Origin of the sequence: Mycobacterium sp. 852014-50255_SCH5639931 (assembly GCF_001665605.1) — a bacterium.
GTDB lineage: Bacteria > Actinomycetota > Actinomycetes > Mycobacteriales > Mycobacteriaceae > Mycobacterium > Mycobacterium paraffinicum.
The window spans coordinates 175574-198466 of sequence record NZ_LZSV01000010.1 but is presented as its reverse complement, the minus strand read 5'-3'; the positions used below and the strand labels follow the sequence as shown (position 1 = coordinate 198466).

General features: G+C 67.8%; 25 protein-coding genes. 4 read left to right on the top strand and 21 right to left on the bottom strand.

Going from position 1 to position 22893, the window contains the following annotated elements:
• Positions 1 to 48 precede the first annotated feature (48 nt).
• The 13 genes from A5758_RS05505 to A5758_RS05445 form a co-directional block, all read right to left on the bottom strand.
• The gene (locus tag A5758_RS05505; RefSeq protein ID WP_046185372.1) at positions 49 to 462 is read right to left on the bottom strand and encodes a response regulator transcription factor; all 414 of its coding nucleotides are present in this window, start codon (positions 460 to 462) and stop codon (positions 49 to 51) included.
• 30 nt (positions 463 to 492) lie between these two features.
• Positions 493 to 1029, bottom strand: coding sequence for a YceI family protein (locus A5758_RS05500; RefSeq protein ID WP_067208390.1), 537 nt, complete (start codon positions 1027 to 1029; stop codon positions 493 to 495).
• A 33-nt stretch (positions 1030 to 1062) separates the two neighbouring features.
• Positions 1063 to 1452 (bottom strand): nuclear transport factor 2 family protein, encoded by a 390-nt coding sequence (locus tag A5758_RS05495; RefSeq protein ID WP_067208244.1) that lies wholly within the window; start codon positions 1450 to 1452, stop codon positions 1063 to 1065.
• A gap of 10 nt (positions 1453 to 1462) precedes the next feature.
• Entirely contained in the window at positions 1463 to 1801 is a 339-nt protein-coding gene (locus tag A5758_RS05490) for a DUF6285 domain-containing protein (protein ID WP_067737495.1), read from the bottom strand.
• Positions 1798 to 2787, bottom strand: coding sequence for a phosphotransferase family protein (locus A5758_RS05485; RefSeq protein ID WP_067737492.1), 990 nt, complete (start codon positions 2785 to 2787; stop codon positions 1798 to 1800). The genes A5758_RS05490 and A5758_RS05485 overlap by 4 nt, the downstream gene beginning before the upstream one ends.
• Entirely contained in the window at positions 2784 to 4019 is a 1236-nt protein-coding gene (locus A5758_RS05480; RefSeq protein ID WP_067737488.1) for an acyl-CoA dehydrogenase family protein, read from the bottom strand. Before A5758_RS05480 ends, A5758_RS05485 begins: the two co-directional genes overlap by 4 nt.
• A 21-nt stretch (positions 4020 to 4040) precedes the next feature.
• Positions 4041 to 4655 (bottom strand): TetR/AcrR family transcriptional regulator, encoded by a 615-nt coding sequence (locus A5758_RS05475; protein ID WP_082939383.1) that lies wholly within the window; start codon positions 4653 to 4655, stop codon positions 4041 to 4043.
• On the bottom strand, positions 4655 to 5551 hold the full coding sequence (locus A5758_RS05470; protein WP_067737485.1) for a hydroxymethylglutaryl-CoA lyase: 897 nt from the start codon (positions 5549 to 5551) through the stop codon (positions 4655 to 4657). The genes A5758_RS05475 and A5758_RS05470 overlap by 1 nt, the downstream gene beginning before the upstream one ends.
• Before the next feature lie 71 nt (positions 5552 to 5622).
• Positions 5623 to 6834, bottom strand: a complete 1212-nt coding sequence (locus A5758_RS05465; RefSeq protein ID WP_067737482.1) for a CaiB/BaiF CoA-transferase family protein — start codon at positions 6832 to 6834, stop codon at positions 5623 to 5625.
• Positions 6831 to 8012 (bottom strand): S9 family peptidase, encoded by a 1182-nt coding sequence (locus A5758_RS05460; RefSeq protein ID WP_067737479.1) that lies wholly within the window; start codon positions 8010 to 8012, stop codon positions 6831 to 6833. Before A5758_RS05460 ends, A5758_RS05465 begins: the two co-directional genes overlap by 4 nt.
• Positions 8013 to 8014: 2 nt before the next feature.
• Entirely contained in the window at positions 8015 to 9118 is a 1104-nt protein-coding gene (locus A5758_RS05455) for a homogentisate 1,2-dioxygenase (RefSeq protein ID WP_067737477.1), read from the bottom strand.
• 163 nt (positions 9119 to 9281) lie between these two features.
• Positions 9282 to 10253 carry an NADPH:quinone oxidoreductase family protein gene (locus A5758_RS05450; protein WP_067737475.1) on the bottom strand — a complete coding sequence of 324 codons (972 nt, stop codon included), beginning with the start codon at positions 10251 to 10253 and terminating at the stop codon, positions 9282 to 9284.
• Positions 10254 to 10275: 22 nt separating this feature from the next.
• A complete protein-coding gene (locus A5758_RS05445; protein ID WP_067737472.1) occupies positions 10276 to 11274 on the bottom strand; it encodes an acryloyl-CoA reductase in 999 nt (332 codons plus the stop codon).
• 22 nt (positions 11275 to 11296) lie between these two features.
• On the opposite strand from A5758_RS05445, the gene A5758_RS05440 reads away from it, so the two are divergent.
• Positions 11297 to 12154 carry an oxidoreductase gene (locus tag A5758_RS05440; RefSeq protein WP_067737469.1) on the top strand — a complete coding sequence of 286 codons (858 nt, stop codon included), beginning with the start codon at positions 11297 to 11299 and terminating at the stop codon, positions 12152 to 12154.
• Here the strand turns inward: A5758_RS05440 and A5758_RS05435 are convergent.
• The 3 genes from A5758_RS05435 to hisN form a co-directional block, all read right to left on the bottom strand.
• Positions 12147 to 13352 (bottom strand): acyl-CoA dehydrogenase family protein, encoded by a 1206-nt coding sequence (locus tag A5758_RS05435; protein WP_067737467.1) that lies wholly within the window; start codon positions 13350 to 13352, stop codon positions 12147 to 12149. The two genes, A5758_RS05440 and A5758_RS05435, sit on opposite strands and share 8 nt — an antisense overlap.
• A 33-nt stretch (positions 13353 to 13385) precedes the next feature.
• Positions 13386 to 14795: an acyl-CoA dehydrogenase family protein gene (locus A5758_RS05430; RefSeq protein WP_067208207.1), complete on the bottom strand. Its 1410-nt coding sequence runs from the start codon at positions 14793 to 14795 to the stop codon at positions 13386 to 13388.
• 84 nt (positions 14796 to 14879) lie between these two features.
• Positions 14880 to 15668 (bottom strand): histidinol-phosphatase, encoded by a 789-nt coding sequence (gene hisN, locus A5758_RS05425; protein WP_067737463.1) that lies wholly within the window; start codon positions 15666 to 15668, stop codon positions 14880 to 14882.
• Positions 15669 to 15701: 33 nt separating this feature from the next.
• Here hisN and A5758_RS05420 point away from each other — a divergent pair, with 33 nt between their 5' ends.
• Positions 15702 to 16031, top strand: coding sequence for a hypothetical protein (locus A5758_RS05420; protein ID WP_067737460.1), 330 nt, complete (start codon positions 15702 to 15704; stop codon positions 16029 to 16031).
• 5 nt (positions 16032 to 16036) lie between these two features.
• On the opposite strand, the gene A5758_RS25630 is transcribed toward A5758_RS05420, so the two are convergent.
• The 4 genes from A5758_RS25630 to A5758_RS05405 form a co-directional block, all read right to left on the bottom strand.
• Positions 16037 to 16189: a hypothetical protein gene (locus tag A5758_RS25630; RefSeq protein ID WP_197503779.1), complete on the bottom strand. Its 153-nt coding sequence runs from the start codon at positions 16187 to 16189 to the stop codon at positions 16037 to 16039.
• A 127-nt stretch (positions 16190 to 16316) separates the two neighbouring features.
• Positions 16317 to 17111 carry a slipin family protein gene (locus tag A5758_RS05415; RefSeq protein ID WP_067208197.1) on the bottom strand — a complete coding sequence of 265 codons (795 nt, stop codon included), beginning with the start codon at positions 17109 to 17111 and terminating at the stop codon, positions 16317 to 16319.
• Positions 17108 to 17734, bottom strand: a complete 627-nt coding sequence (locus A5758_RS05410; RefSeq protein ID WP_067208194.1) for a hypothetical protein — start codon at positions 17732 to 17734, stop codon at positions 17108 to 17110. Before A5758_RS05410 ends, A5758_RS05415 begins: the two co-directional genes overlap by 4 nt.
• A gap of 3 nt (positions 17735 to 17737) precedes the next feature.
• The gene (locus A5758_RS05405; protein ID WP_067737457.1) at positions 17738 to 20062 is read right to left on the bottom strand and encodes a nitric-oxide reductase large subunit; all 2325 of its coding nucleotides are present in this window, start codon (positions 20060 to 20062) and stop codon (positions 17738 to 17740) included.
• Positions 20063 to 20257: 195 nt separating this feature from the next.
• Here A5758_RS05405 and A5758_RS05400 point away from each other — a divergent pair, with 195 nt between their 5' ends.
• Both A5758_RS05400 and A5758_RS05395 read left to right on the top strand, forming a co-directional pair.
• Positions 20258 to 21055 carry a universal stress protein gene (locus A5758_RS05400; protein ID WP_067737454.1) on the top strand — a complete coding sequence of 266 codons (798 nt, stop codon included), beginning with the start codon at positions 20258 to 20260 and terminating at the stop codon, positions 21053 to 21055.
• Positions 21056 to 21073: 18 nt separating this feature from the next.
• Entirely contained in the window at positions 21074 to 21490 is a 417-nt protein-coding gene (locus A5758_RS05395) for a group III truncated hemoglobin (RefSeq protein ID WP_067737451.1), read from the top strand.
• Here A5758_RS05395 and A5758_RS05390 read toward each other — a convergent pair whose 3' ends face one another.
• Positions 21491 to 22858, bottom strand: a complete 1368-nt coding sequence (locus A5758_RS05390; RefSeq protein ID WP_067737448.1) for an FAD-dependent oxidoreductase — start codon at positions 22856 to 22858, stop codon at positions 21491 to 21493.
• Positions 22859 to 22893: the final 35 nt, after the last annotated feature.

Sequence of the window (22893 nt, the reverse complement as noted above, 5' to 3'; positions counted from 1 at the left end):
GCGCCCGCCGACGGGGTGTTGAGCGCGGTATCACCGCAGGTGAAAGGGCTAGCGCGTGGGGGTGCGGAGCAGTCCGAGCACCGTGCGGCCCAGCACGATGGGATCGAGGGGATGCGGCACCGCGGCCTCGGCCCGCGACCAGTTCGCCAGCCAGGCGTCGTCCGGGCGGCCGGTGAGCACCAGGATCGGTGGGCACGTGGCGAGTTCGTCTTTGAGTTGTTTGGCGATTCCCATGCCGCCGGTGGGCGTGGCTTCCCCGTCGAGAATGGCCAAGTCGATGCCGCCCTCGTCCATCTGGCGCACCACCATCGGGGCGGTCGCCACCTCGAGGTAGGTCAGCTCGGGCAGGTCCGGATGCAGATGCTTGCCCAGTGCCCGGATGACTTGTTCACGGGTTTTGGCGTTATCGCTGTAGACCAGGATCCGCAGGGCAACGCTGGATTCGGGGCTGGAATCGGACACGGTGCAGATGCTACTGGTGTCGCACCGGCTTCACTGGGCAGCCCGCACGAAGACGGCCTCGGCCGCCGCCTTCGCCGTCGAGCCGATCATGCCGAGCCGGTTCCAGCCCAGGTCGAACTGGGCGCGATCCACCTTTGTTTCCCCGGCGATCCGGATCGAGCCGTCGTCGAGTTCGGTGATCGTGGCGGACAGGGGCAGCGGCGCGGTGATGCCCTTGATGGTCAACGCGGCGCGGAGGTCTGCGGCCTTGCCTTTGGTCGGGTGCACCGCGGTGACGACGACGCTGATCTCACCGAAGCGCTCGACGTCGAAGAAGTCGGGCGAGCGCAGGTGCTTGTCGCGACGGCCTATCCCCGTGTCCAGGGAGGCGGTGCGGATGTCGAGGCGGCCGAAAACCGCACCCTTCGCCGTCAGTTGGCCGTCGCCGCTGAACTCGGTGAAGCGGCCCTTGACCTTCAGCAGGCCCCACATGTTTGCGACCTTGAAGGTGATCTCCGAGCGGTCGGGGACGAGGTTCCACACGCCGGCCAGGTCGGGATCGTTCAGAAGTGTTTCCAAAGTCGTCATCGTCACCCCCATCTCTCGTGGCGAATCTAACGCCTAGTCCATCAACGGCGCGATCTCGGCGGGGTCGAAATACTCGTCGATCCGGTCGAGCCGGCCGTCGCTGGCCACCCTGATCACGATGCAGACCCGCATCGAGATCGATTGGCCGGCATGGCCGGTGGCGTGCAGGATGTGCTGCTGGACGAAGCCGCCCTCGAAGAATCGCCGGTCCAGGATTTCGTAATGGCGCTCGGTGGTCGCGGTAATGAACCAGTCGATGACCCGCAGCGCGCGGGCCTTGCCGTCATCGCGGCGCGCGCCGACTCGCCACACCGCGATGTCGTCGCTCCACATCCGGTCAACCGCCGCAAAGTCACCCTTTTCGATCGCCGTGAACAGGCGGTCTGCCGCGTCGGCAACGATTTCCGCGCTCGCACCGGCCATGATCTCGCTCCTAATCGCTGTCGTATCCGGGGTGGGCGGCGGCCACCCGGCGCCGCACCAGTGTGCGCAGGCACGCGGTGACCTCCCGGGCCCGCCCGTCCAGCTCGCCCGCGCGTATCGCGGCGCCCAGCTCTTCCTCGTCGGCGAATCCCAGGTCGGCCAGCGCTTCGCGCGATTCGGCCTCGCTCTCGTCGAGCAGTTCGCGCTCGACGATGCGCAGCGCGTTGGCGGCCACCCGGGCGTGGAAGTTGACCTGCCCGCTGGTCGCCGCCCGCACGTCGGTCTCCAGAAATTCGGCCACCGCGGCCACCAGTTCGGCGGCGAGCGGGCGCCCGTACGCGCCGATCACTCCGGCACCTCTTCGAGCAGGTCGAGCAGGTCCCATTCCGTCTCGCACACGCGGCGGCCGATCGCGGCCAGCTCCACCGATCGGAACTGACCGGTCAAATGCCGCTCGGCCTGGTAGCGGCAGATGACGCCCCAGCGCAGCGTGGCCAGCACCAGCCACCAGTGAAACGCCACCCGGTCGACGCTAGTGCCGCCGGCCTGCTCGTAGGCGTGCAGGAAGCTTTCGATGCTGCCGAGGCCGCCGGCGCCGAGGCTGGCCGGGGCGCCGAAGCGCCAGGCGCGGATGCAGAACCAGGCCAGGTCGTCGTACGCGTCGCCGCGGTGTACCAGCTCCCAGTCGAGGACCGCGGCGAGGCGGGACCCGTCGACGATGAGGTTGCCCATCCGGTAGTCCCCGTGCACGAGGACGTCCGCCGACGGCTCGGGCCGGTTGGCGCCCAGCCAGCGAAAAGCCCATTCGAAGGTGGCCGTGGTGTCACCCATGGCGTCGAGCCGCTCGCGCCACTGCGTGAGCGGGTCCTCGCGGGTTAGGCCGGGAATGCTCGTGTCGGCGCGGTGGATGGCGGCCAGGGCCTGCGCACATTGCCGCAGCAGCTCCCCGCGGGCCGCTTGCCCGCCCGCGGCGTCGAGCTGACGCTGAATGCGCCGGACGATGGTCTCGCCCGCGATCTCGTCGCAGATCAGAAACGGATTGCCCAGTGCGGCAGGCGAATCGTCGGCGATGAGCACGTGGGGGACCGGTGCGCCTGCCGCCGCGGCGGCGGCCTGAGCGCGTGCCTCCAGCTCCATGCCGGCGTGCACGTCGTCGGGCGCGCCGGTGCGCAGGATCAGCACGTGGCGTCGCTCGCCGGCGACCGCGTTGAACGCCCACGTGGAGCGACTGGCGCCCCCGGTCAGCACGCGCAGGTTCTCAATCGCGACATCGGCACCGAGGACCGGCGCCAGCACCGCGGCGATCTGGGGGGCCAACTCCTCGGTCGATGTCACTTGCCAAACTTAAACAGCCGCTGCGCCACCCGGCGAATCTGGATCTCCTCCGCTCCCTCGGTGATCCGGTAGCGACGGTGGTGGCGATAGATGTGCTCGAACGGCTCGTGCCGGCTGTAGCCGAGGCCACCGAAGATCTGCATGGCCCGGTCGGCGGCGTCGCAGACGAGTCGGTTGGCGCGGTAGTTGGCCATCGACACCTTGTCCGAGACCTCCATGTGGTGGTCCCGGTCCAGATGCCAGGCGGCATAGGCCACCAGCAGCCGCACCATCTGGGCTTCGGTTTGCAATTCGGCCAGCGGCCACTGCACGGCCTGGTTGACTGACAGCGGCTTGCCGAAGACGGTCCGCTTCCCGGCGTATTCGGCGGCGCGGTCGATGCAGTACTGGGCCGCGCCCAGGCTGCTGGCCGCCTGCCGAATCCTGTTCTCGTGCAGGAACGTCTGCGCGACCTCCAGGCCGCGGTCCACCTCACCGAGCACCGCGTCGGCGAGGACCCGGACGTCGGTCAACTGGACTTCGCCATGGTCGGTCGGCATGTTGAACGTCCACCAGTAGTAGGGGACGGTGAACCCGGGCGCATCCGTCGGCACCAAAAACGCCGTGATGCCCCGCGCCTGGCCGGGCTCTCCGGAGGTGCGCGCGAACACCAGGTCGTGGGTCGCGCGGTGGACCCCGGTGTTGAACCGCTTGGCGCCGTTGATCACCCACCCATCGCCGTCGGCCTGCGCGCGCGTCTGAAGCCATGTCGCGTCCGAGCCGTGCTGGGGCTCGGTCAGTCCGAACGCCATCGAACGTTCCCCGGTGATCAGCGCTTCGGACCAGAGCCGTCGCTGCTCATCGGTGCCGAAGCGCTCCATCATGATCACCTGCGGGAAGTTGCCGACGATCGAGGACTCGTTCTGCAGGTCGTTGTGCAGGCCGAGGCCCTTGTGCGCCAGGTGCTCCCGGATGACGGCCATGTCGACGTTGGTGCCGTCCCGGCCGCCCAGCGACGCCGGCAGCCCGTACCGCAGCCAGCCCGCCTTGTCGGCCCGCCTGCGCATCTCCGCGAGCAGATCCTCCCATTCGCGCGTCGGGATGCCGTCGTTGTCCCAGTCGGTGCGGGCATGTTCGCGGCGCTTGTCGAAGTACTGGATGTGGTCGCGCTCCAGCGGTTTGATCTCCGCCTCGATGAACTCGTCCATCTGAGCGAGCAGGCCTGGAAGGTGTTCGGGGAGTGTGAAATCCACAGTTGTCTCCTTTGAAGGGGCTCAAGCGCCGTACAGGGTTTTCTTCCAGATCGTCGACAGGGTGGCGATGGCGTCCTTGTCGCTGATCTTGATGCCCAGGTTGGAGGGACCGACGAAGACGGTGGTGAAGTTCTCGAACAGCAGGGCGATGGCCGCCGCGGTGTGTTGCGGGTCGAGCTCGGTTCCGTAGCCCTGCTCCTGGGCGCGGCGGACCGAGGCGGCGACGATGTCCATGCCGAAGCGGCGGAATTCGTTCTGGACGGCCGCGAAGCGTCGCTGGGTGGCGGCCAGCTGGGCCACGGCGATCATGATGCCGATGTTCTGCTTGAACATGTTCCAGTACCCGGTGACCACCGAGGTGAAGAAGGCGTCGTCCTCCGGAGAGTCCGGTAACTCGAGACTCAACCCCGACGGTGTCACGACATCGTGCAGGAAGGACTCCGCGAGGGCGGCGAGCAGGTCTTCCTTGTCGGCGAAATAGCGGTAGAACACCGCGGGCGACTTGCCGGCCGCCGACGTGATGTCGGCCAGCGTGGTCCCATGAAAGCCGCGCTCGGCGAACAGCTTTCGGGCGGCCAGCTCGATGGCCTGCCTGGTCTGGCGGCCCTTGGCGGTGCGCGCCTCCGGTGCGGGCATCAGGTCCGCATCCGGTCGCCGGCCCGCAGCAGGGCGCTCGGCAGATCGTGGCCGACAACGGATTTGGCGACGTCCGCCGCGGCGATGGCGGCGTGCAGGTCGACGTCGACATCGATGCCGCTGTCGCGCAGCAGGTACACCAGATCCTCGGTGGCGATGTTGCCGGTGGCACCCGGCGCGAACGGGCAGCCGCCCAGCCCGCCGACCGAGGAATCCAGCCGGGTCACCCCGGAGCTGACCGCGGCGTAGGCGCTGGCCAGCCCGGAGCCGCGGGTGTTGTGGAAATGCCCGCCCAGAGGTAGGTCGCCGATCACCGGACGCAGTTGCGCGATAAGCGAACTTACGCGCCCCGGGGTGGTGGTGCCGATCGTGTCGGCGATGGAGAGGCGGTCGGCGCCGCGCTCGCGGGCGGCCGCGGCGATGTCGAGCACTCGCTGGGGCGGGGTGGGGCCTTCGAACGGTGAGTCCCACGCGGTCGCGATCACCACTTCGACGGTGATGTTGTCGTCGTGCGCGATCGCAACGATCTCGTCGATCGCCTTGGTGGCCTCGGCGCTGGTCCGCCCGACGTTCGCCTGACTGAACGTGTCGTCGGCGGCGACCACGTACTCGATCGAGCGCAGCCCCGCCGCGACGGCCCGCTTAGCTCCGTTCGGGCTCGCCACCAGGGCGGAGAACTCGATGTCGGGGTAGTCGTGCAGGTGGGCGGCGAGCTCGGCGGCGTCGGCCATCGACGGCACTTTCGACGGCGAGACGAACGCCGTGGCCTCCACCTCGCGGACCCCGGTCGCGGCGACCGCGGCCAGCAATTCGAGCTTGGCCGACAACGGAATCGGCGTTTCGATCTGCAGGCCGTCGCGCAGCGCCACCTCGCGAATGACCACGTGCCTAGTCATCGGCACCGCTCCTCCTCATCGCTTCGTCCCCCGCAAGCGGGAGGTGCCCCCACTGCATCGTCGCCGGTGCGTCACAGCACCTCCTCGGCCCGTAGCTCCTCGAGCTCAGCCGCGGTCTTCCCCAGCAGCCCGATGTAGACGTCGTCGTTGTGCTGGCCCGGACGGGCGGGCCCGGCGTTGCGCACGCGGCCCGGCGATTCCGACAGCACCGGCACGACGCCCGGCCCGAGAACGTCCCGCCCGAGCCTTTCATCGAAGTGTTCGACCAGCATGCCGCGGGCCCGCAGCTGCGGGTCGTCGACCACCTCCGCGACCGTGTTGATCGGCCCGGCGATCACCCCTGCGGCGCTGAGGGTTTCGATGATGTCGCCCGGCTGGCGTTCCGCGGCCCACGCGCCGATGATCTCGTCGAGTTCGTCCTGATTGCGGCCTCGGGCGACGTGCGTGGCGAACCGGTCGTCGATGGCCAGCTCCGGGCGGCCCATCGCCTTGCACAGCCGGGCGAAGACGGTGTCCTGGTTAGCGGCGATCACCACCCACGAGCCGTCGGCGCTGCGGTAGATGTTGGATGGCGCGATGCCCTCCAGCCGGGTGCCCGACGGCCCGCGCACCACGCCGCCGACGTCGTAGTCGGGGATGGTGGATTCCTGGACCGCCAAACAGGATTCGGTCAGCGCGACGTCCACCACCTGGCCCCGCCCGGTGATGCTGCGGCGGTACAGCGCGGCCATGGCACCCTGGGCGCCGAACATCCCGGCCAGGGTGTCGCCGAGCGAGAGCGCCAGCCTGGGCGGCGGGCCGCCGGGGAAACCGTTGAGATAGCGCAGCCCGCTGGCCGCCTCGGCCACCGAGGCATACCCGGCCTTGTGCGCGTCGGGGCCGGTCTGGCCGTAGCCCGACACCCGAACCAGGATGATGCCCGGGTTGCGGGCGCTCAGCACGTCGTAACCCAGGTCCCATTTCTCCAACGTCCCCGGGCGGAAGTTCTCCACGATGATGTCGGACTTCTCGACGAGGTCGCAGAACAGTTCGCGGCCACGTGGCCGGCGCAGGTCGAGGGTGATCGCTCTCTTGTTGCGCGCGTGCACCGTCCAGAAGACGTGCTGCCCGTCGAGCTCGGCCTGGCCCCAGGTGCGCAACGGGTCCGGGGCGCCGGGGGGTTCCACCTTGATGACGTCGGCGCCCATGTCGCCCAGCAGCCGTCCGGCGAAGGGGCCGGCGATCAGCGTGCCCAGCTCGAGCACCCGGACCCCGTCCAGCGGTCCCGTCGCCGGTGCGCTCATTCTTTGTCCGCGAAGTCGTGGCGGACCAGCCAGTCGGTCACGATGTCGACGGCCGCGCGCAGCTTGTCGCGCTGATCGGGGCCCGCGTAATAGTGGGTGGCGCCCGGGATTTCGTGCATCTCCTTGTCACGATGCCCGATCGCGTTGAAGAGCCGCCGGGTGTGGCTGGGCGTGCAGGCGTCGTCGGCCAGGTTGCCGATGACCAGCGCAGGGACGGCGATGTCGGCGCCGCAGGCCACCCCGTCGCCGCGGGCGTCGTCGTAACTCCATTGCGACAGCCAGCCGCGCAACGTGGAGAAGCGGGCCAGCCCGACCGGGCTCATGTTCACCACCTGAGGATCCCCCAGGTAACAGGTTCTCGGGGTGCGTTCGTTGGGATCGACGGTCGGGTCCAGCCAACGCGGGTCGGCCATGGTGCCGTGCACCACGAAACAGAATTCGTCGTCCGGGCGTCCGGCCGCCTTCAGTTCGGCGAGCTTGCCCTTGACCCACGCGGTGATGCGCCGGTTGCGTTCGATCTGTGCGTTGCGGTAGCGGGCCAGGAATTCCTGGCTGTAGGGCGGCTGGTTCGGGTTGTCCGGGTTGTACAGATCCAGCTCGGGATCGCGCTTGGTGGGATCGGATTCGTCGAGGATCGACGCGTCGAGCCATTCGGTCAGCGTGCCGTGCCGACTGATGTGCGCCGCCAGCAGCATGATGCCGTCGGCGGGGATCAGGTCCAGGCCGGTCAGGTCGGGGCCGTCGCCGGACGGGCTCGAGGTGATGGTGGGGTGCTGGGCCTGCTGCTGGTAGAACACCGACAGTGAGCCGCCGCCGCTCCAGCCTGCCAGCACCACCTTCTCGTAACCCAGCCGTTTTTTAGCGTCCTTGATGCACTCGCCGAGATCCTCTACCACCTTCTCCATCAGCAGCGCCGAGTCGGTGCCGCGGAACCGGCTGTTGCAGTAGATGACGTGATGGCCTGCCCGGGCCAGCGCGTTGATCATCGGCAGGTAGGCCCCGCCGCCGATCGGGTGCATGAACACCAGCACGGTGTCCGACGGCTTGTCCACCGGCCTGAGCAGGTAGCTCTCCAGCACCGTGATCTCGGCGAGGCCGCCGTAGACGTCGCGGACGGTGGAATTGTTATGGAAGGCAACGAGATAGGGGATTCGCTCGTATTCGTGGCGGGTCGTCATGGTCAGTGTTGTCCTAGGTCGTGGGCCAGCACCTCGGGCGAGGGGGTCAGGCGTCGGCGGGTATCGACGGCGATCACTTGCCAATCGACGCGGGAGTAATCGTCGAATTTGCGGCGCGCCCGTTCCCGCGCCTTCTCCGGCGCGCCGTGGTGAACGCCTTGCGGCGCATGGGAAATCAGGCCGGGCGGCATCGGGATGCCGTAGAGCGAGCCGCCATGGAAGAAGGCGATCTCGTCATAGTCGACATTGCGGTGATACCACGGTGTGCGCTCGGTGCCGGCGACGCCTTCGGCGGGCTTCGGCAGGAAATTCATCACGTAGACGCCGGTGGCCTGCATGAACAGATGGACCGTCGGCGGCAGGTGGACGCTGTCGGAGGTGACCACGTTGTAGTCGGCGATGTTGAACGTGAACGGGAAGTTGTCGCCGCGCCAGCCTTCGACGTCGAGCGGATTGTGTTGGTAGAAGAGCGTTGTGGGGCCGCCTTCATGGATGAGCCGGACCTCGTACTCGTCCCTGCCGTCTTGGAAAGGATCCGGGTCGATGGGTGCCGGGTCGGGGATGGTCATCTGCGACGGGTCAAACGGGAAGTGGCGGCCCAGCGGCCCGGCCGGCGGCACCCGGAATTCGTCGGTCGCCTCGACCATCAGCAGGGTGGTTTCGCTGTCGGGCACCTGGCGCCAGGTGCACGCCTTCGGGATGTAGACCCAGTCGCCGCCGGAGTAGCGCAGTGGCCCGAACTCCGTTTCGACCAGACCGGCGCCCTGGTGGACGAAGCACAGCAGGTCGCCGTCGACGTGGCGGGTGTAGAACGGCATCGGCTCGTGGCGGCGGCTCAACAGGATTCGGCAGTCGGCGTTGCTGAACATCAGCAGGGGACCGCCGCCGGCTTCGGTGGCGTCGCTGGGCTTGAGCTCACCGGCCAGCACGTCGACGGGCCGCAGCGGGCCGACCGACCGGTAGGCGGTGGGGTCGTGGCGGCGGTAGAGGTTCGCCGTTCGGCCGGTGAATCCGCCCCGGCCCAGCTCGTCGTCCTTGAGCCCGTCGAGGTCGGCGTGCAGGCGGCGCGGTGTCTTCCCTTTTCGCAAGTGGACGAAGGATTCCATGGCTGACCTCCGGCTCGGACGCGGATAAAACTGAAAGTGACATTACTTTTTGTTTCCGGGCCGCACAAGGGTAGACGCCCGTCCGCGAGACATAATCCACCGCGACCCCATGCGGCGTGTCTTCGCTGACGTTTTATGTGTCGCCGATCAACTGCCCATCGCGTCAGTCGCGGACGCGCACCACGACCTTGCCTTTGGCGGTGCGGTTCTCCAGGGACGCGACCGCTGCGGCGGCGTCGTCCAGGGGATAGACCTCCGGATTGGGCGGAGCCAACTGACCCGAGGCGAGCAACTTCTCCAGTCCGGCCCACTGCTCGGCCAGTGCGTTCGGATGCGTCGCCGTCCAGGCGCCCCAGCCCACGCCGACCACGTCAATGTTGTTGAGCAGCAACCGGTTCACCTTGACGGTGGGAATGTCGCCGCCGGTGAAGCCGACGACCAGCAGCCGCCCGCCCGGCGCGAGCGAGCGTAGCGAGTCGGTGAACCGGTCACCGCCCACCGGGTCGAGGACGACGTCGACGCCGCGGCCGCCGGTGAGCTCCTTGACCGCGTCCTTGAACCCGTCGGCCAGCACCACATCGGTGGCCCCGGCGGCGGTCGCGACGTCCGCCTTCTTTTCGGTACTGACGACCGCGATGGTGCGCGACGCCCCGAGCAACGATGCCAGCCGCAGCGTCGATGTCCCGATCCCGCCGGCGGCGCCGTGCACCAGCACCGTCTCGCCCTGGGCCAGCCGGCCGCGCACCGTCAGGGCGAAGTACACCGTCAGGTCGTTGAACAGCAGGCCGGCGCCCGCCTCGAAACTCACGTTGTCGGGGAGCTTGAACACCCGGTCGGGCTGCAGGATCGCGACCTCGGCCATCCCGCCGGACAGCATCGTCAGTCCGACGACCCGGTCGCCGGCCTGCACGTGTGCGCCATCCGGCGCCGAACGCACCACACCGGCGATCTCGGCTCCCAGCACGAACGGCGGTTCGGGGCGGTACTGGTACAGGCCCCGGGTCAGTAGGGCGTCGGGGAATGCGGCACCGGCGGCGTGCACATCGACGACCACGCCGTCACCCGAGGGTTCGTCGACCTCCGCCACCTCTATCGCGTCCGGACCGTCCAGCCGAATCACCCGTGCTGCTCGCATGGTCGGTCAGCCTACTGCCGACTCAGAATCCGCCCGCGACCCGCACCACCGCCCGCCCGGTGAACTTGCCGGCACGCACCTGATCCAGCACATCGAGCACATCTTTGATGTCGACGTCGCTGGTGAGTGCGTCGAGATGGCGCGGCCGCAACGAATCGCCCAGCAGCGCCCACAGTTTGCGGCGCGGGCCGATCGGCATCTGCACCGAATCCATCCCGAGCAGCGCGATGCCGCGCAGGATGAACGGCATCACCGTGGTCTTCAATCCCGGGCCACCGGTGAGGCCGCTACAGGCCACCGCACCGCCGTAGTCGACGGTGCTGAGCACGTCGGCCAGGGTCGCACCGCCGACGCAGTCCACCGCGGCCGCCCAGCGTGCCTTGGCCAACGGCCGAGGTTTGGCGTCGGGGTCTTCCGGCAGCCGCCCGATAACCTCTGCGGCGCCAAGCTCTTTCAGCAGCCCGGCCGCCCCCTCCTTGCCGGTCGACGCGACCACCCGATAGCCCTTGGCGGCCAACAGGTCCACGCTGACCGAGCCGACACCGCCGGAGGCGCCGGTGACGACCACCGACCCGGCGCCGGGTTCGATGCCCCAGTCGATCAGCGCCTGCACGCTCATCGCGGCGGTGAAGCCGGCGGTGCCGATCGCGGCGCCCTCGTGCGGGCTCAACGCGCCGAGGGCGACGACCTGGTCGGCCGGCAGCCTCGCGTATTCGGCGTAGCCGCCGTGGTGGCCGGTGCCGATCTGGTACCCGTGGGCCAGCACCTTCTCGCCGACACCGAACTCGGGTGACTGCGACTCGACGACCTCGCCGGTCAGGTCGATACCCGGCACCACGGGGTAGCTGCGCACCACGCCGCCGCCAGGGGTCAGCGCCAGCGCGTCCTTGTAGTTGACGCTTGAATAGAGCACCCGGATCGTCACCTCGCCGGGCGGCAGGTCCGACTGGCTCAAAGTCTCGACCGACGCGGTTATCCGGTCGCCATCTTCGCGAGCAACGAGCGCTTGAAACGTGTCCATGCCTCGACGCTAACCTCACGGTATGGATTCCTTTCCACTCGGTCGTTTTTCGGTCTCCCGGGTGGGCTTCGGCGCCATGCAGTTGCCGGGTCCGAACGCGTTCGGGCCGCCCCGGGACCGCGACGAGGCGCTGGCCGTGCTGCGGCGGGCGGTCGAACTCGGCGTCGACCACATCGACACCGCCCAGTTCTACGGTCCCGATGTGGCGAACGAGCTCATCCGCGAGGCGTTGCACCCCTATCCGGAGAACCTGGCGCTGGTGAGCAAGGTGGGCGGGCGTCGCGACGGCAGCGGCGGCTGGCTGCCGGTCGACGCGCCGTCCGACTTGCGGCGCGACATCGAGACCAACCTGCGTGCCCTCGGTGTCGACCAGCTGGCCGCGGTCAACCTGCGCGTGTTCGAAAGCGACGGGCCGGATCAGCTGTTCGACGACCAGCTGTCGGTCATGATCGAGGCCCGGGACGAGGGGCTGATCGGCGGCATCGGGCTGAGCAACGTCAACCGCGAACACCTACTGCATGCGTGCGAGCGCACCGAAATCGCCTGTGTGCAAAACGCGTTCAATCTGGTTCAGCGCGAGTCGGCGCCGGTGCTCGCCGAGTGCGCGGCGCGCGGGATCGCGTTCGTTCCGTTCTTCCCCCTGGGGGCCGCCTTCATGCGGCCAAACCCGGTGCTCACCCACCAACTCGTGGTCGACGCCGCCGAGCGGCTGGGGCGCACGCCGGCGCAGGTCGCGTTGGCGTGGACGCTGAGCCTGGCGCCCAACGTGCTGCTGATCCCGGGAACGTCGTCGGTGCGGCACCTCGAGGAGAACCTGGACGTCGCGTCCATCGACCTCGACGGTGACGTGCGCGAGCAGCTGAACGCGGTCGCTATTTGAGCTCGGCCGACGACAGCCCCAGCAGGCGGCGGGCGACCACCAACTGCTGGATCTGCTGGGTGCCCTCGAAGATGTCGAGGATCTTGGAGTCGCGCGCCCACTTCTCCAGCATCGATTGCTCGGAATAGCCTGCGGTGCCCGCCAATTCGACGGTCTTGAGGGTGACGTCGCTGGCCATCCGGCCGGCCTTGGCCTTGCTCATCGACGCCTCTTTGGAGTTGGGGATCCTGTTGTCGGCCTGCCACGCCGCCCGCAGCGCCAGCAGGTAGGCGGCCTCCCAGTCGGCCTCCATCCGCAGGAACTCTGCGGCCGCGGCGCTCTGAGCGTGCGACGGCTTGTCATAGGAGATCTCCACCCCGGCCTCGGTGAGGATCTTGCGGATCTCCTCCAGGGCGGCGCGACCGACCCCGATGGCCATGGCGGCCACGATCGGCCGGGTGTTGTCGAAAGTCTCCATCACGCCGGAAAAGCCTTTGCCGACTTCGATTTCCGGATTCCCCAGCAGGTTTTCCTTGGGGATGCGGACGTTGTCGAACCGGATCGCCGCGGTGTCGGAGCCCTTGATGCCGAGCTTGCGTTCGAGCCGTTCGACCGTGACGCCGGGGTGCTCGCGCGGGACGATGAACGACTTGATCGCCGCACGCCCCTGCGACTTGTCCAGCGTGGCCCACACCACGATGTGGGTGGCGCGCGAACCGGCTGTGACATAAATCTTCTCGCCGTTGATCACGTACTCGTCGCCGTCCAGCTTCGCGGTGGTCGACACCGCCGCCGAGTCCGAGCCGAAGCCCGGTTCGGTGATGGCCATCGCCGCCCACACCTTGCCCAGGCGTTCCAGCTGTTCTTCGGTGGCCACGGCGGAGATGGCCGCGTTGCCCAAGCCCTGATAGGGGACCGACAGCATCATCGCGACGTCGCCCCAGCAGGCCTCTAGGGTCTGTAGCAGCGCCGCCATGTTGGCGCCGTTGTGGTTCTGGTCCCGGTCCTGGTTCTCGTCGCCCAGGTTGTCGGCCCCGGCGAATTCGATCGATTCCGACGCGCCCGCGAACAGGTTGTACAACGTGTCGAGTTCGACCGGGTAGGCGTGTTCCTTGAGGTCGTACTTGCGCGCGATCGGCCGCATCAGCTCCGCGGCGCCCTGATGGGTCTTGACGGCCACCGCTTGCAGCTTGCGGGGCAGTTCCAGATTGATTGCCATGATTGGTCTTTCAGCTTTGAGTTGGATGACGAGTTAGATGACGACGACGCCCTCGGCCACGCCGATGGCCCGCAGGTCGCGATACCAACGCTCGACCGGGTGTTCCTTCGTAAAGCCGTGGCCGCCGAGCAGCTGCACGCCGTCCAGGCCGATCTGCATACCCTTGTCGGCGCCCAGCCGCTTGGCCAGCGCCGCCTCGCGAATGAAGGGCAGGCCCTGTTCGGCACGGGCCGCGCCGCGCCAGGTGATCAACCGCAGTCCGTCCAGTTCGATCGCGATGTTGGCGCACATGAACGCGACGGCCTGACGATGCGCGATCGGCTCGCCGAAGGCCTCGCGCTCCTTCACGTAGGGCACGACGTAGTCGAGCACCGCGTGCGAGGTGCCCACCGCCAGCGCCGCCCAGCCCAGGCGGGACAGCGCGATGGCCTCCGAGTAGTCGTCGTCGGTCGCCTCGTCCTCGCCCAGCCGCGCGCTCAGCGGGACCGTGACGCCGGACAGCTCGACGTGGCCCAGGGCCGCCGCGCGGATACCCATGCTCGGATCCGCCTTGACGGTAAGGCCTTTCGTCGACGACTCGACGATGAACAGGGCGGGCCTGCCGTCGAGCTGCGCTCCGACGATGAACAACTCGGCGTCGGCCGCCGCCGGGACCAACGACTTCACGCCATCGAGGCGGTAGCCGCTCGGTGTACGCACCGCGGTGGTCTTCAGACGGGTGGGGTCGAACAGCGGTTGCGGCTCGGCGATCGCGACGCAGGCCTGGGGAACGTTCTCGCCGGCGAACTCGTGCAGATAGGTGGCCTGCTGGTCCGCGCTGCCCCAGTGGGTCAGCGCGGCGGCCACGCCCCCGGGGGCCAGGATCGGCAACGCGAGACCCATGTCGCCGTAGGCGAGCGCCTCGGCCACCAGCACGTTGGTCACGCTCGAGCGGTGGGCGGCGATGCCGTCGAAGTCCTCGGGGATGTTGATCGCGGTGATGCCCAACTCGGCGGCTCTGGCGATCAGGTCGGGCGGGTAGGTCGCCGCCTCGTCGGCGTCGTGCGCAGCGGGCCGCAGCACCTCCTCGGCGAATTCGCTGAGGGTCTCGACGATCATCTTCTGGTCGTCGTCGGGCGTCAGGTCGAAGTAGTCCTTGCCGCTCGACTTCAGTCGGGTCGGTCCGCCGCGCAGATTCTGCAGCCGCTTGAACTGGCGGGAGGCGGCGGCGGCGGTGGAGAAGACGGTCTTGGTGCCGTACTGCAGCCCCCGGTTGACCGGATCGCGCAGGCGGTACTTGTCCAGGAATTCCTGGCCCATCAGCGGAGTAAGCAGCGCGATGGCGATGTCGACGCCGGTGCGCTTGTGGGGTTGCAGCCCGATCCCGCTCTGCTGGTCATTTCGTTTGCGACGCGAGCGGGCGGATTTCGAACTCTGTGTTGAACCGGAACCAGTGTCGGTCATGTCGGCAGCCTGTAGTAGTTGGGGCAGTGCGAATAAGCCTATCTTACTCCGGAGTAAGATCACAGAGAACAGTTGTTAACTAATTCACAGACCGCCGGCATCGAGGCCGCGAAGCACGAGTGCGTGCAGCGGCCCGTTGGTCGCCACCGCGCTGCCGCGGTGCGGTCCCGCGACGCCGTCCAGGCCGGTGAACGTCCCGCCCGCCTCGCGCACCAGGATGTCGAGGGCCGCGAGGTCCCAAACGGACACCTCGGGTTCGGTGGCGATGTCGATCGCCCCCTCGGCCACCAGGCAATAGGAGAGAAAGTCGCCGAAGGCGCGCACCCGCCACACGGCGTCGGTCAGCGAGATGAAGCGTTCTCGTAGGCCGCGCTGCGCCCAGCCGGACAGGCTGGAAAACGACAGGCTGGCCGAATCGAGTTGTGTCACAGAGGAAACCGAGAGCCGGCGCGGCGAGGCGCCGTCGACCGCGACGAAGGCGCCCTCGCCGCCCGCCGCCCACCACCGACGCTGCAGAGCGGGGGCGCTGACGACGCCGACCGTGGGCACACCGTCTTCGAGCAGCGCGATGAGACTGGCCCAGACCGGCACGCCGCGCACGAAGTTCTTGGTGCCGTCGATGGGGTCGATGATCCACTGGCGTCCGGTGAAAGTGGTCGTTCCGCCGAACTCCTCGCCGACGATGCTGTCGTGCGGCCGCTCGCGGCCCAGCGCCTCGCGCAGCTCGGTCTCCACCGCGCGATCGGCGTCGGTGACCGGGGTCAGGTCCGGCTTGGTGTCAACGCGCAGGTCGAGTGCCCCGAACCGCGCCGACGTCAGCGCGTCGGCGCGGTCGGCCAGCGTCAGCGCCAACGTCAGATCGTCCCGGCTCATGACGCAGTCCTATCACGGCCCTACCATGGCGACGTGTGGGAATTCGGTGTGCTGTTCCTGTTGGTCGCCGTCTTGGCGGTTGCTCTTGCCCAGCGCTTCCTGCCACGCGGCCCCCGCGGCGAGGTGCTGAACGGTACGTTGCTGGTCACCGGCGTGAGTCCGCGCCCGCAGGCCACCGGTGAACAGTTCGTCACCATCGCCGGTGTAATCAACGGGCCCACCGTCAGCGAGCACGCGGTGTATCAGCGCATGGCCGTCGACGTCGACCAATGGCCGACCATGGGCCAGTTGCTTCCGGTGGTGTACTCGCCGAAGAATCCGGACAACTGGAGGTTGGCCCCGCCCGAGCCGCCCCCGGTGTAGCGGCGTCAGCCGGCGGCGGGCGGCCGCGCCATCACCGTGATGCGGACCCCGTAGCGCGGGACGACTCCCGAGGCCCGCCACACGGTGCCCGCTGGGAGGCCGGGCATGCCGGGCACGCCGGTTCGCGATCCGGTCAACTCGTCGCCCGGGCGGAGCATGTGCGCGGTGCGTGTGAGATGGCCGCTGGTCGGGGTGCCTGCTGAAACCGGCGATGCGCATGCCCCGGGTATAGCGTTCGCGCTGATTTCCGGGGCGCGCTTCAGGGAATCGCCGCGGCGGCGGGATTCACCGCCGATTGTTGAAGTTGTCGACGATGCCCTGCAGTGCCTCCGGATGCCGCAAGAACGGCGTGATGATGTCCACCGGCAGCGGGAAGACGACGGTCGAATTCTGGTCCGCGCCCAATTCCAACAGCGTTTGCAGATAACGCAATTGCAGCGAGGCGGGGCTCTTCGAGAGTGTCTCCGCCGCTTCACGCAACTCCTCGGAGGCCTGCAGTTCCCCGCGGGCGTTGATGACTTTCGCGCGGCGTTCCCGTTCGGCCTCGGCCTCGCGGGCCATCGCCCGCTGCATCGACTCGGGAATCTCGACGTCTTTGATCTCCACGACGCGGACCTGCACACCCCAGGGCTCGGTCTGCTTTTCGATGATCGTGCGCAGATCGCTGTTGAGGTCCTCCCGGTGTGCCAGCAGGGTGTCCAAGTCGGCGCGGCCGAGCAGCGACCGCAGCGTGGTCTGGGCGATCTGGGAGGTGGCCACCGCGTAGTTCTCCACCGCCAGAATCGCTTTCAGCGGCTCCATCACCTGGAACATGACGACGGCGTTGACTCGGGCCGGCACGTTGTCGCGGGTGATCACCTCCTGAGGGGGAATGGTCAGCGTCACCAACCGCTGGTCGACGCGGATCATCTTGTCCAGAAAGGGGATAAGGAGACGAAGCCCGGCACCGTAGAGCGGGCGCACATGCCCCATCCGGAAGACGACTCCGCGTTCGTACTCGCGCAGCACGGCCAGCGACCACCTCGCGAGCACGGCAAGCGCGACAATCCCGGCGACAACGACGATCACAACGGTGGTCATGTTGGCTTGCCCTCCTTGCTTTCCCAGCCGCCCCAGCGAGTGGAATACCTGTCTATCGCGGCGGCCGCCTGGTCCTCGAACGCGGTGCGGTGCGGAAGGTGCTCCGGCGCATTGGACGGGGTGTTCCACAAGTGGCGGACCAGCGGCAGGCCGAGCAGTGCGACAACCCCGATGGTGCCGGTCAAGACCAACACGTCGGCACCCGAGTGGTTGGCGACCAACATGGCCAGCGGCAACACGATTCCGAAGGCGGCCACGCAGCAGGCGATCCCGCGGTGGAACCGCCCAGCATCCGAGTGCGGCCACGGGTCCACCTCGCGGCTGATCTCCCGGCCGTGATCGGACGTCGTACAGCTGGATTTGACGGGACAGCTGTTGCACACCACCGGTTGGGCGCGATATCGCATGACCCGGTGCCGCGGATCGAACGAAGTCGGCCACAGCCAGTGGTCCTGTGGACACACCCAGGCGTCATGGTCGGGCCGGTAGGTGAATTGGCCTGTGCGCCAACGGGCCGCGCGCGCCGACGCCCGTCGGGCCATCGAGTCGAAACTCCACCCGATGGCCAGTAGGGCAAGGGAATACCCGGCGATCAGCCATACGGAGGCAGCCGGCTGAGTCACCGGTCAGTCCTTCGCCGACACCGCGGCACCGGTCTCCGGCTGGGTCGGGACTTCGACATACAGCGGATGTTCGGGCAACTCCTGCACCGTTGAACCCGTCCGGAAATTCCGCAAGGCGGTCCATGCGATCCAGACGAACGGCAGCACGCCGCCGACGATCAGGATGACGTCGCCGGGCAGCCGGAGCCATTCCAGGACGGCGTTGCCGGGCCTGGTGATGTAGCCGAGGGAGCGTGCCTCGAAGTAGCCGTCGTTGACCGAGTGGTAGAGCTGCAGGACGCCCAGCGGCAGCAGAGTCACGAACACCATCCACGCGAGACCAATGTTCATGCACCAGAACGAGGTTCGCGCCAGCTTCTCCGGCCACTTGTCGGCCGGGATCACGTAGCGGAACGCGAACATGGCCAGGCCGACGGCGAGCATGCCGTAGACCCCCATCATCGCGCCGTGGGCATGGTTGGCGGTCAGTGCGGTGCCGATCTGGTAGTAGGACACGATCGGCAGGTTGATCAGGAAGCCAAAGATGCCGGCCCCCAGGAAGTTCCAGAATCCGACGGCGACCAGAAACATGACCGCCCAGCGATGCGGGAAGGGCTTGGCGTCGCCGGACTGCTGCCGCGAACCCAGCTGCAGGAATGCCCACGCCTCGACGGTAAGGAAGGTCAACGGAATGACCTCGGCCGCCGAGAAGAACGCGCCCAGCGCCATGTGTTCCACCGGGGTGCCCGAGAAGTACAGGTGGTGCATGGTGCCGATGACCCCGCCGGCGGAGTACAGGATGACGTCAAGGAAGATCACGCCCAGCGCGATCCGCTCGCGCACCACGCCGAGCAACACGAACATGTAGGCCACCATCACCGTGGTGAACAGCTCGAGGAAGTCCTCGACCCACAGGTGCACCACCCAGAACCGCCAGAACTCGGCGACGGTGTAATGCGTGCCGCTGCTGGCCAACAGCCCGACGGTGTAGAACGCCGGGATCGCCAGCCCGGAGAAGAAGAACAACCACGGCATGTTCATCTTCGATTCGCCTTTGAGCCGGGCACGCATGCCCCGGAAGATGATCGCAATCCACACGAACAGGCCGATGATCAGCAAGATCTGAAACAGCCGCGGCAGGTCGAGATACTCCCACTGCTGGGACAGCAGCCCATGCGGGATCACTCCGTAGATGGAGAGTGCCTCGCAGATTAGCGATCCGAACACCACCACCGCGACCGCGCCCAGCAACACGTAGGCCAGCAAGCCCTGACGGCGCGGCTCGCGGCGGGCGATGAACGGCACCAGGAAGATGCCACCGGCCAGGAAAGCCGCCGCGGTCCAGAACAGCGACAGTTGCACATGCCAGGTGCGGGCCAGGTTGTACGGCAGCACCCGGGCCAGATCCAGCCCGAAAAAGTTCGACAAGTCGGCCCGGTAATGCTCGGCCGCCGCGCCCAGCAGCGTCTGCGCCAGGAACAACACCGACACGACCGCGAAGAACCAGATCGTGGCCCGCTGCGCGGGCGTCAGGCTCACCTCGCCAGGCTGGTGGAAGGAAAGCGTGGACGACTCCGCACCGTGCCAGCCGACCTTCTGGCTCCAGCGCCCGTAGACCGCGAACATGACGCCGATGCCGCCCAGCAACGCAATCAGCGACAGCGCCGACCACACGATCACCGGCGCGGTGGGCCCGTTGTCGACGCGTGATTCGGCCGGCCAGTTGTTGGTGTAGCTGTACTTGTGGCCGGGGCGCTCGGCCGCGCCCGCCCAGGCCGTCCACGCGAAGAACGCGGTCAGGTCGTGGATCTGCGCCTTGTCGGTGATCATCTGGGGCAGCAGCCCGTATCTGGTCGAGTTCTCGCCGAAGAAGGCGGCGTAGTGACGCTGAATGTGGTCGAACGCCGCGGCCTGCCGGTCGGTGAACACCAACGTCTTGGTGGTGCCGTTGTAGCGGTTGGTGCGGAATTCGGTGACCACCCGGTCACGCGGATCGGCCACCCCCTGCGCCCGCAGCTGATCGCCGACGTCCTGCGTCGCCATCCGCAGGTATTCCGCGGTGTAGTCGGGTCCCAGGTACGCGCCATGCCCCAGCACCGAGCCGTATTCCATGAGGCCGCGCGTCTGGTAGAGCTCCTGCCCGCGAGTGATGTCGTCGCCGGTGAACAGCAGCTGGCCCGACTCGTTGACGACCTTGTCCGGCATTGGCATCGACGCCGAGTACGTGCGGTAGGCCAGGATGCCCATGACCAGGAAGCCGAAGATCATCACCAGGGCGACGCCCTGAATCCAGCCTTTGCCTACCAGGGGCTGCGAGGATGCTTGTCGAGCGGTCTGTTGAGCGGCCATCTGCGAGTCTCCCGTCGTCAAGCTTGTATTCGGTTGTCGTGCTGTGGGAAAGCCAACATCGCCTTCGCCGGTCCCTAGGGGCCAATGGCCTCGATTTCGGGACCAATGCCCCTGGGACAGAGGCATTCCCGGTCATACCGTCATGGCTGAGCAACGTGAAGGTTCCCCGCGTACAGCTCAGCAGAGGAGACCGCGATGAGCAATAGCTATCCGGGTCCGGCAATCGTCGTAGGGGTGGACGGGTCGAGGGCGGCGAGGCAGGCGGCTCTGTGGGCGGTCGATGAGGCGGCCAGTCGGGACATCCCGATGCGGTTGGTCTTTGTCGTCGATCCGCAGGAGGCCACCACCGCACAGGCCTGCGAGAAGCGCCTCGCCGCCGCGCGGACGGCTTTGGCCGACGCCCATCGGTCCGTCGACGCCACCGGCGTTCCCGTCAAAGTCGAAACCGAGATTGTTTGCGGGAGGCCGCTGACCAAGCTGGCCGAGGAGTCGAGGTCGGCGGCCATGATGTGTATCGGCTCGATTGGACTCAACCATGCCTGTCATGGCGAAACCTCCGTCGCAACCTCCTTGGCCCGCTCGGCCCAGTGCCCGGTGGCCGTGATCCATCAGCCGGCGAGGCCTTCGGCAACCCCGAAGGTCGGCAGCGTCGTTGTCGATGCCGGCAACGGCATGGTGCTGCCGCACGCGTTCGAAGAGGCGAGGCTGCGCGGGGCCACACTGCGCGCGCTCTGGGTATGCCAGGGTGAGGAAGCGCACGATTCCGGCGACGGAACGCGTTCGGCGCAAGCGCAATTGAGTCGACGGCTCGCGCGATGGACGCGGCTGTATCCCGACGTCCGGGTGGAGTCCGCGATCGTGCGCGGCTGTGTGGAGCAGTACATCCGCGCCCACCCCGAAGCGGGCCAGTTGCTGGTCACCGACTGTCATACCGCTGAGCAGGCCTGCAACGCGGCGCATTCCGTGCTGGCGATCCGGTGCAGCAACCTGTGACGAACCCAGGGTGTGGCGATGGCTGAAATGAGGGCGGATCTGATCGACCGCGCCGACGTGGAGGCGTTGCTGCGCCGCTTTTATGGAAGGGCGCTGAACGACGAGGTTTTGGCGGAGCCGTTAGCCGAATTGCGCGCCGTCGGGTTGGACTCACACATTCCGACAATGTGTGAGTTCTGGGAGACGGTGCTCTTTCGCGCGGGACGCTACCGCGGTAGTGCGCTGCAGGCGCACCGGGACATTCACCGGCGGACCCCGCTGTCCAACCGCCACTTCCTGCGGTGGCTCACCATCTGGCACGACACAGTCGACGACATGTACGGCGGACCGGCCGCGGACCGGGCGAAGGTTCAGGCCGCCAGGATTGCCTGGGCCATGCACCGCCGGCTGACCGGACTCGATGTGCCGGAGCTGCTCGCCACCGTCGCCTCCTGATCAACCGTGGCTGATCCGCAGCATCTCGGCCAGGTTGGGCAGCTTGACGCGGGGGCGCCCATGCGGCTCGCCGGCCGAACGCTCATGGCGGTCGATGATCTCCCAGTGCGCCGAGGTCACCAGCTTGGGCTGGCGTGAGGCGAGCCACTCGGCCAGCTTGCCGGCGTGGTCCTCGGGGAACTCGGCCAGACCTCCTTCTTTCGCGCGGTCCAGATCGGCGAGCAGGGTGTCGACGGTGTCCTGGGAATCCTTTTTATTCGTGCCGATGACACCGGTCGGCCCGCGCTTGATCCAACCGACGACATATTCGTTGCGGCTGCCCTCCACCCGGCCCGCGGTATTGGGGATCGTCGCGCTCTTCTCGTCGAACGGCAGCCCCGGGGTCGGCACACCGCGGTAGCCGACCGACCGCACCACCAGCTGAACCGGCAGCTCCTCGCGCTCGCCGGTGTCCTTGGCAGACACCCGCCCGTTCTCGTCGGTCACCAATTCGTTGCGGCCCAGCACGATGCGTTCCACCCTGTCCTCGCCCCTGATCTCGATCGGCGAGGTCATGAATCGCAGCACGATCCGGCGGTGCCCGGGGCGCGGGTCGCGCTGTGCATAGCCACGGAGCACGTTGATGTTCTGCTTGGCCGTTTTGCCGACCGCGGCGGCGTCCTCGTCGGTGATGCCCTCCAGCTGGGCGGGGTCGACGATCACGTCAACCCCTTCGAGGTCTCCCAGCTCACGCAGCTCGAGCGTGGTGAAGGCGGTCTGCAGGGGGCCGCGCCGGCCGAGGACCACCACTTCCTCGACGCCGCACGGCCGCAGCGACTCAAGCGCATGATCGGCGATGTCGGTGACGCCCAGCACGTCGGGATCGGTGACCAGGATGCGCGCCACGTCGAGCGCCACATTGCCGTTGCCGACGACCACGGCGCGGGCGCCCGAGAGGTCGGGCGTCGCCTCCTCGAAGTTGGGATGCGCGTTGTACCAACCGACGAAGTCGACGGCGGCGACACTGCCCGGCAGGTCCTCACCGGGGATGTTGAGCGCGCGGTCGGACTGCGCCCCGACGGCATAGACGACGGCGTCGTAGCGTTCGGCCAGCTCAGTGGACTGCACGTGGTCACCGACCACCACGTTGCCGAAGAACCGGAAGCGGGGATCTTCGGCGGTCTTCTCGAACTGCTTGCTGATCGACTTGATCTTCGGGTGGTCGGGAGCCACGCCGGAGCGCACCAGCCCCCACGGGGTGGGCAGCATTTCCAGCATGTCGACGGCTACATCGATGTCCTCGGACGCATCGGCCGCCTTCAGCAAGGACGATGCGGCGAAGAATCCCGACGGTCCGGAGCCGACGATTGCAACGTGGTATGGGCGCATACTCGACCTTCTATTCGTGCCCGGTTAGCGCGCGG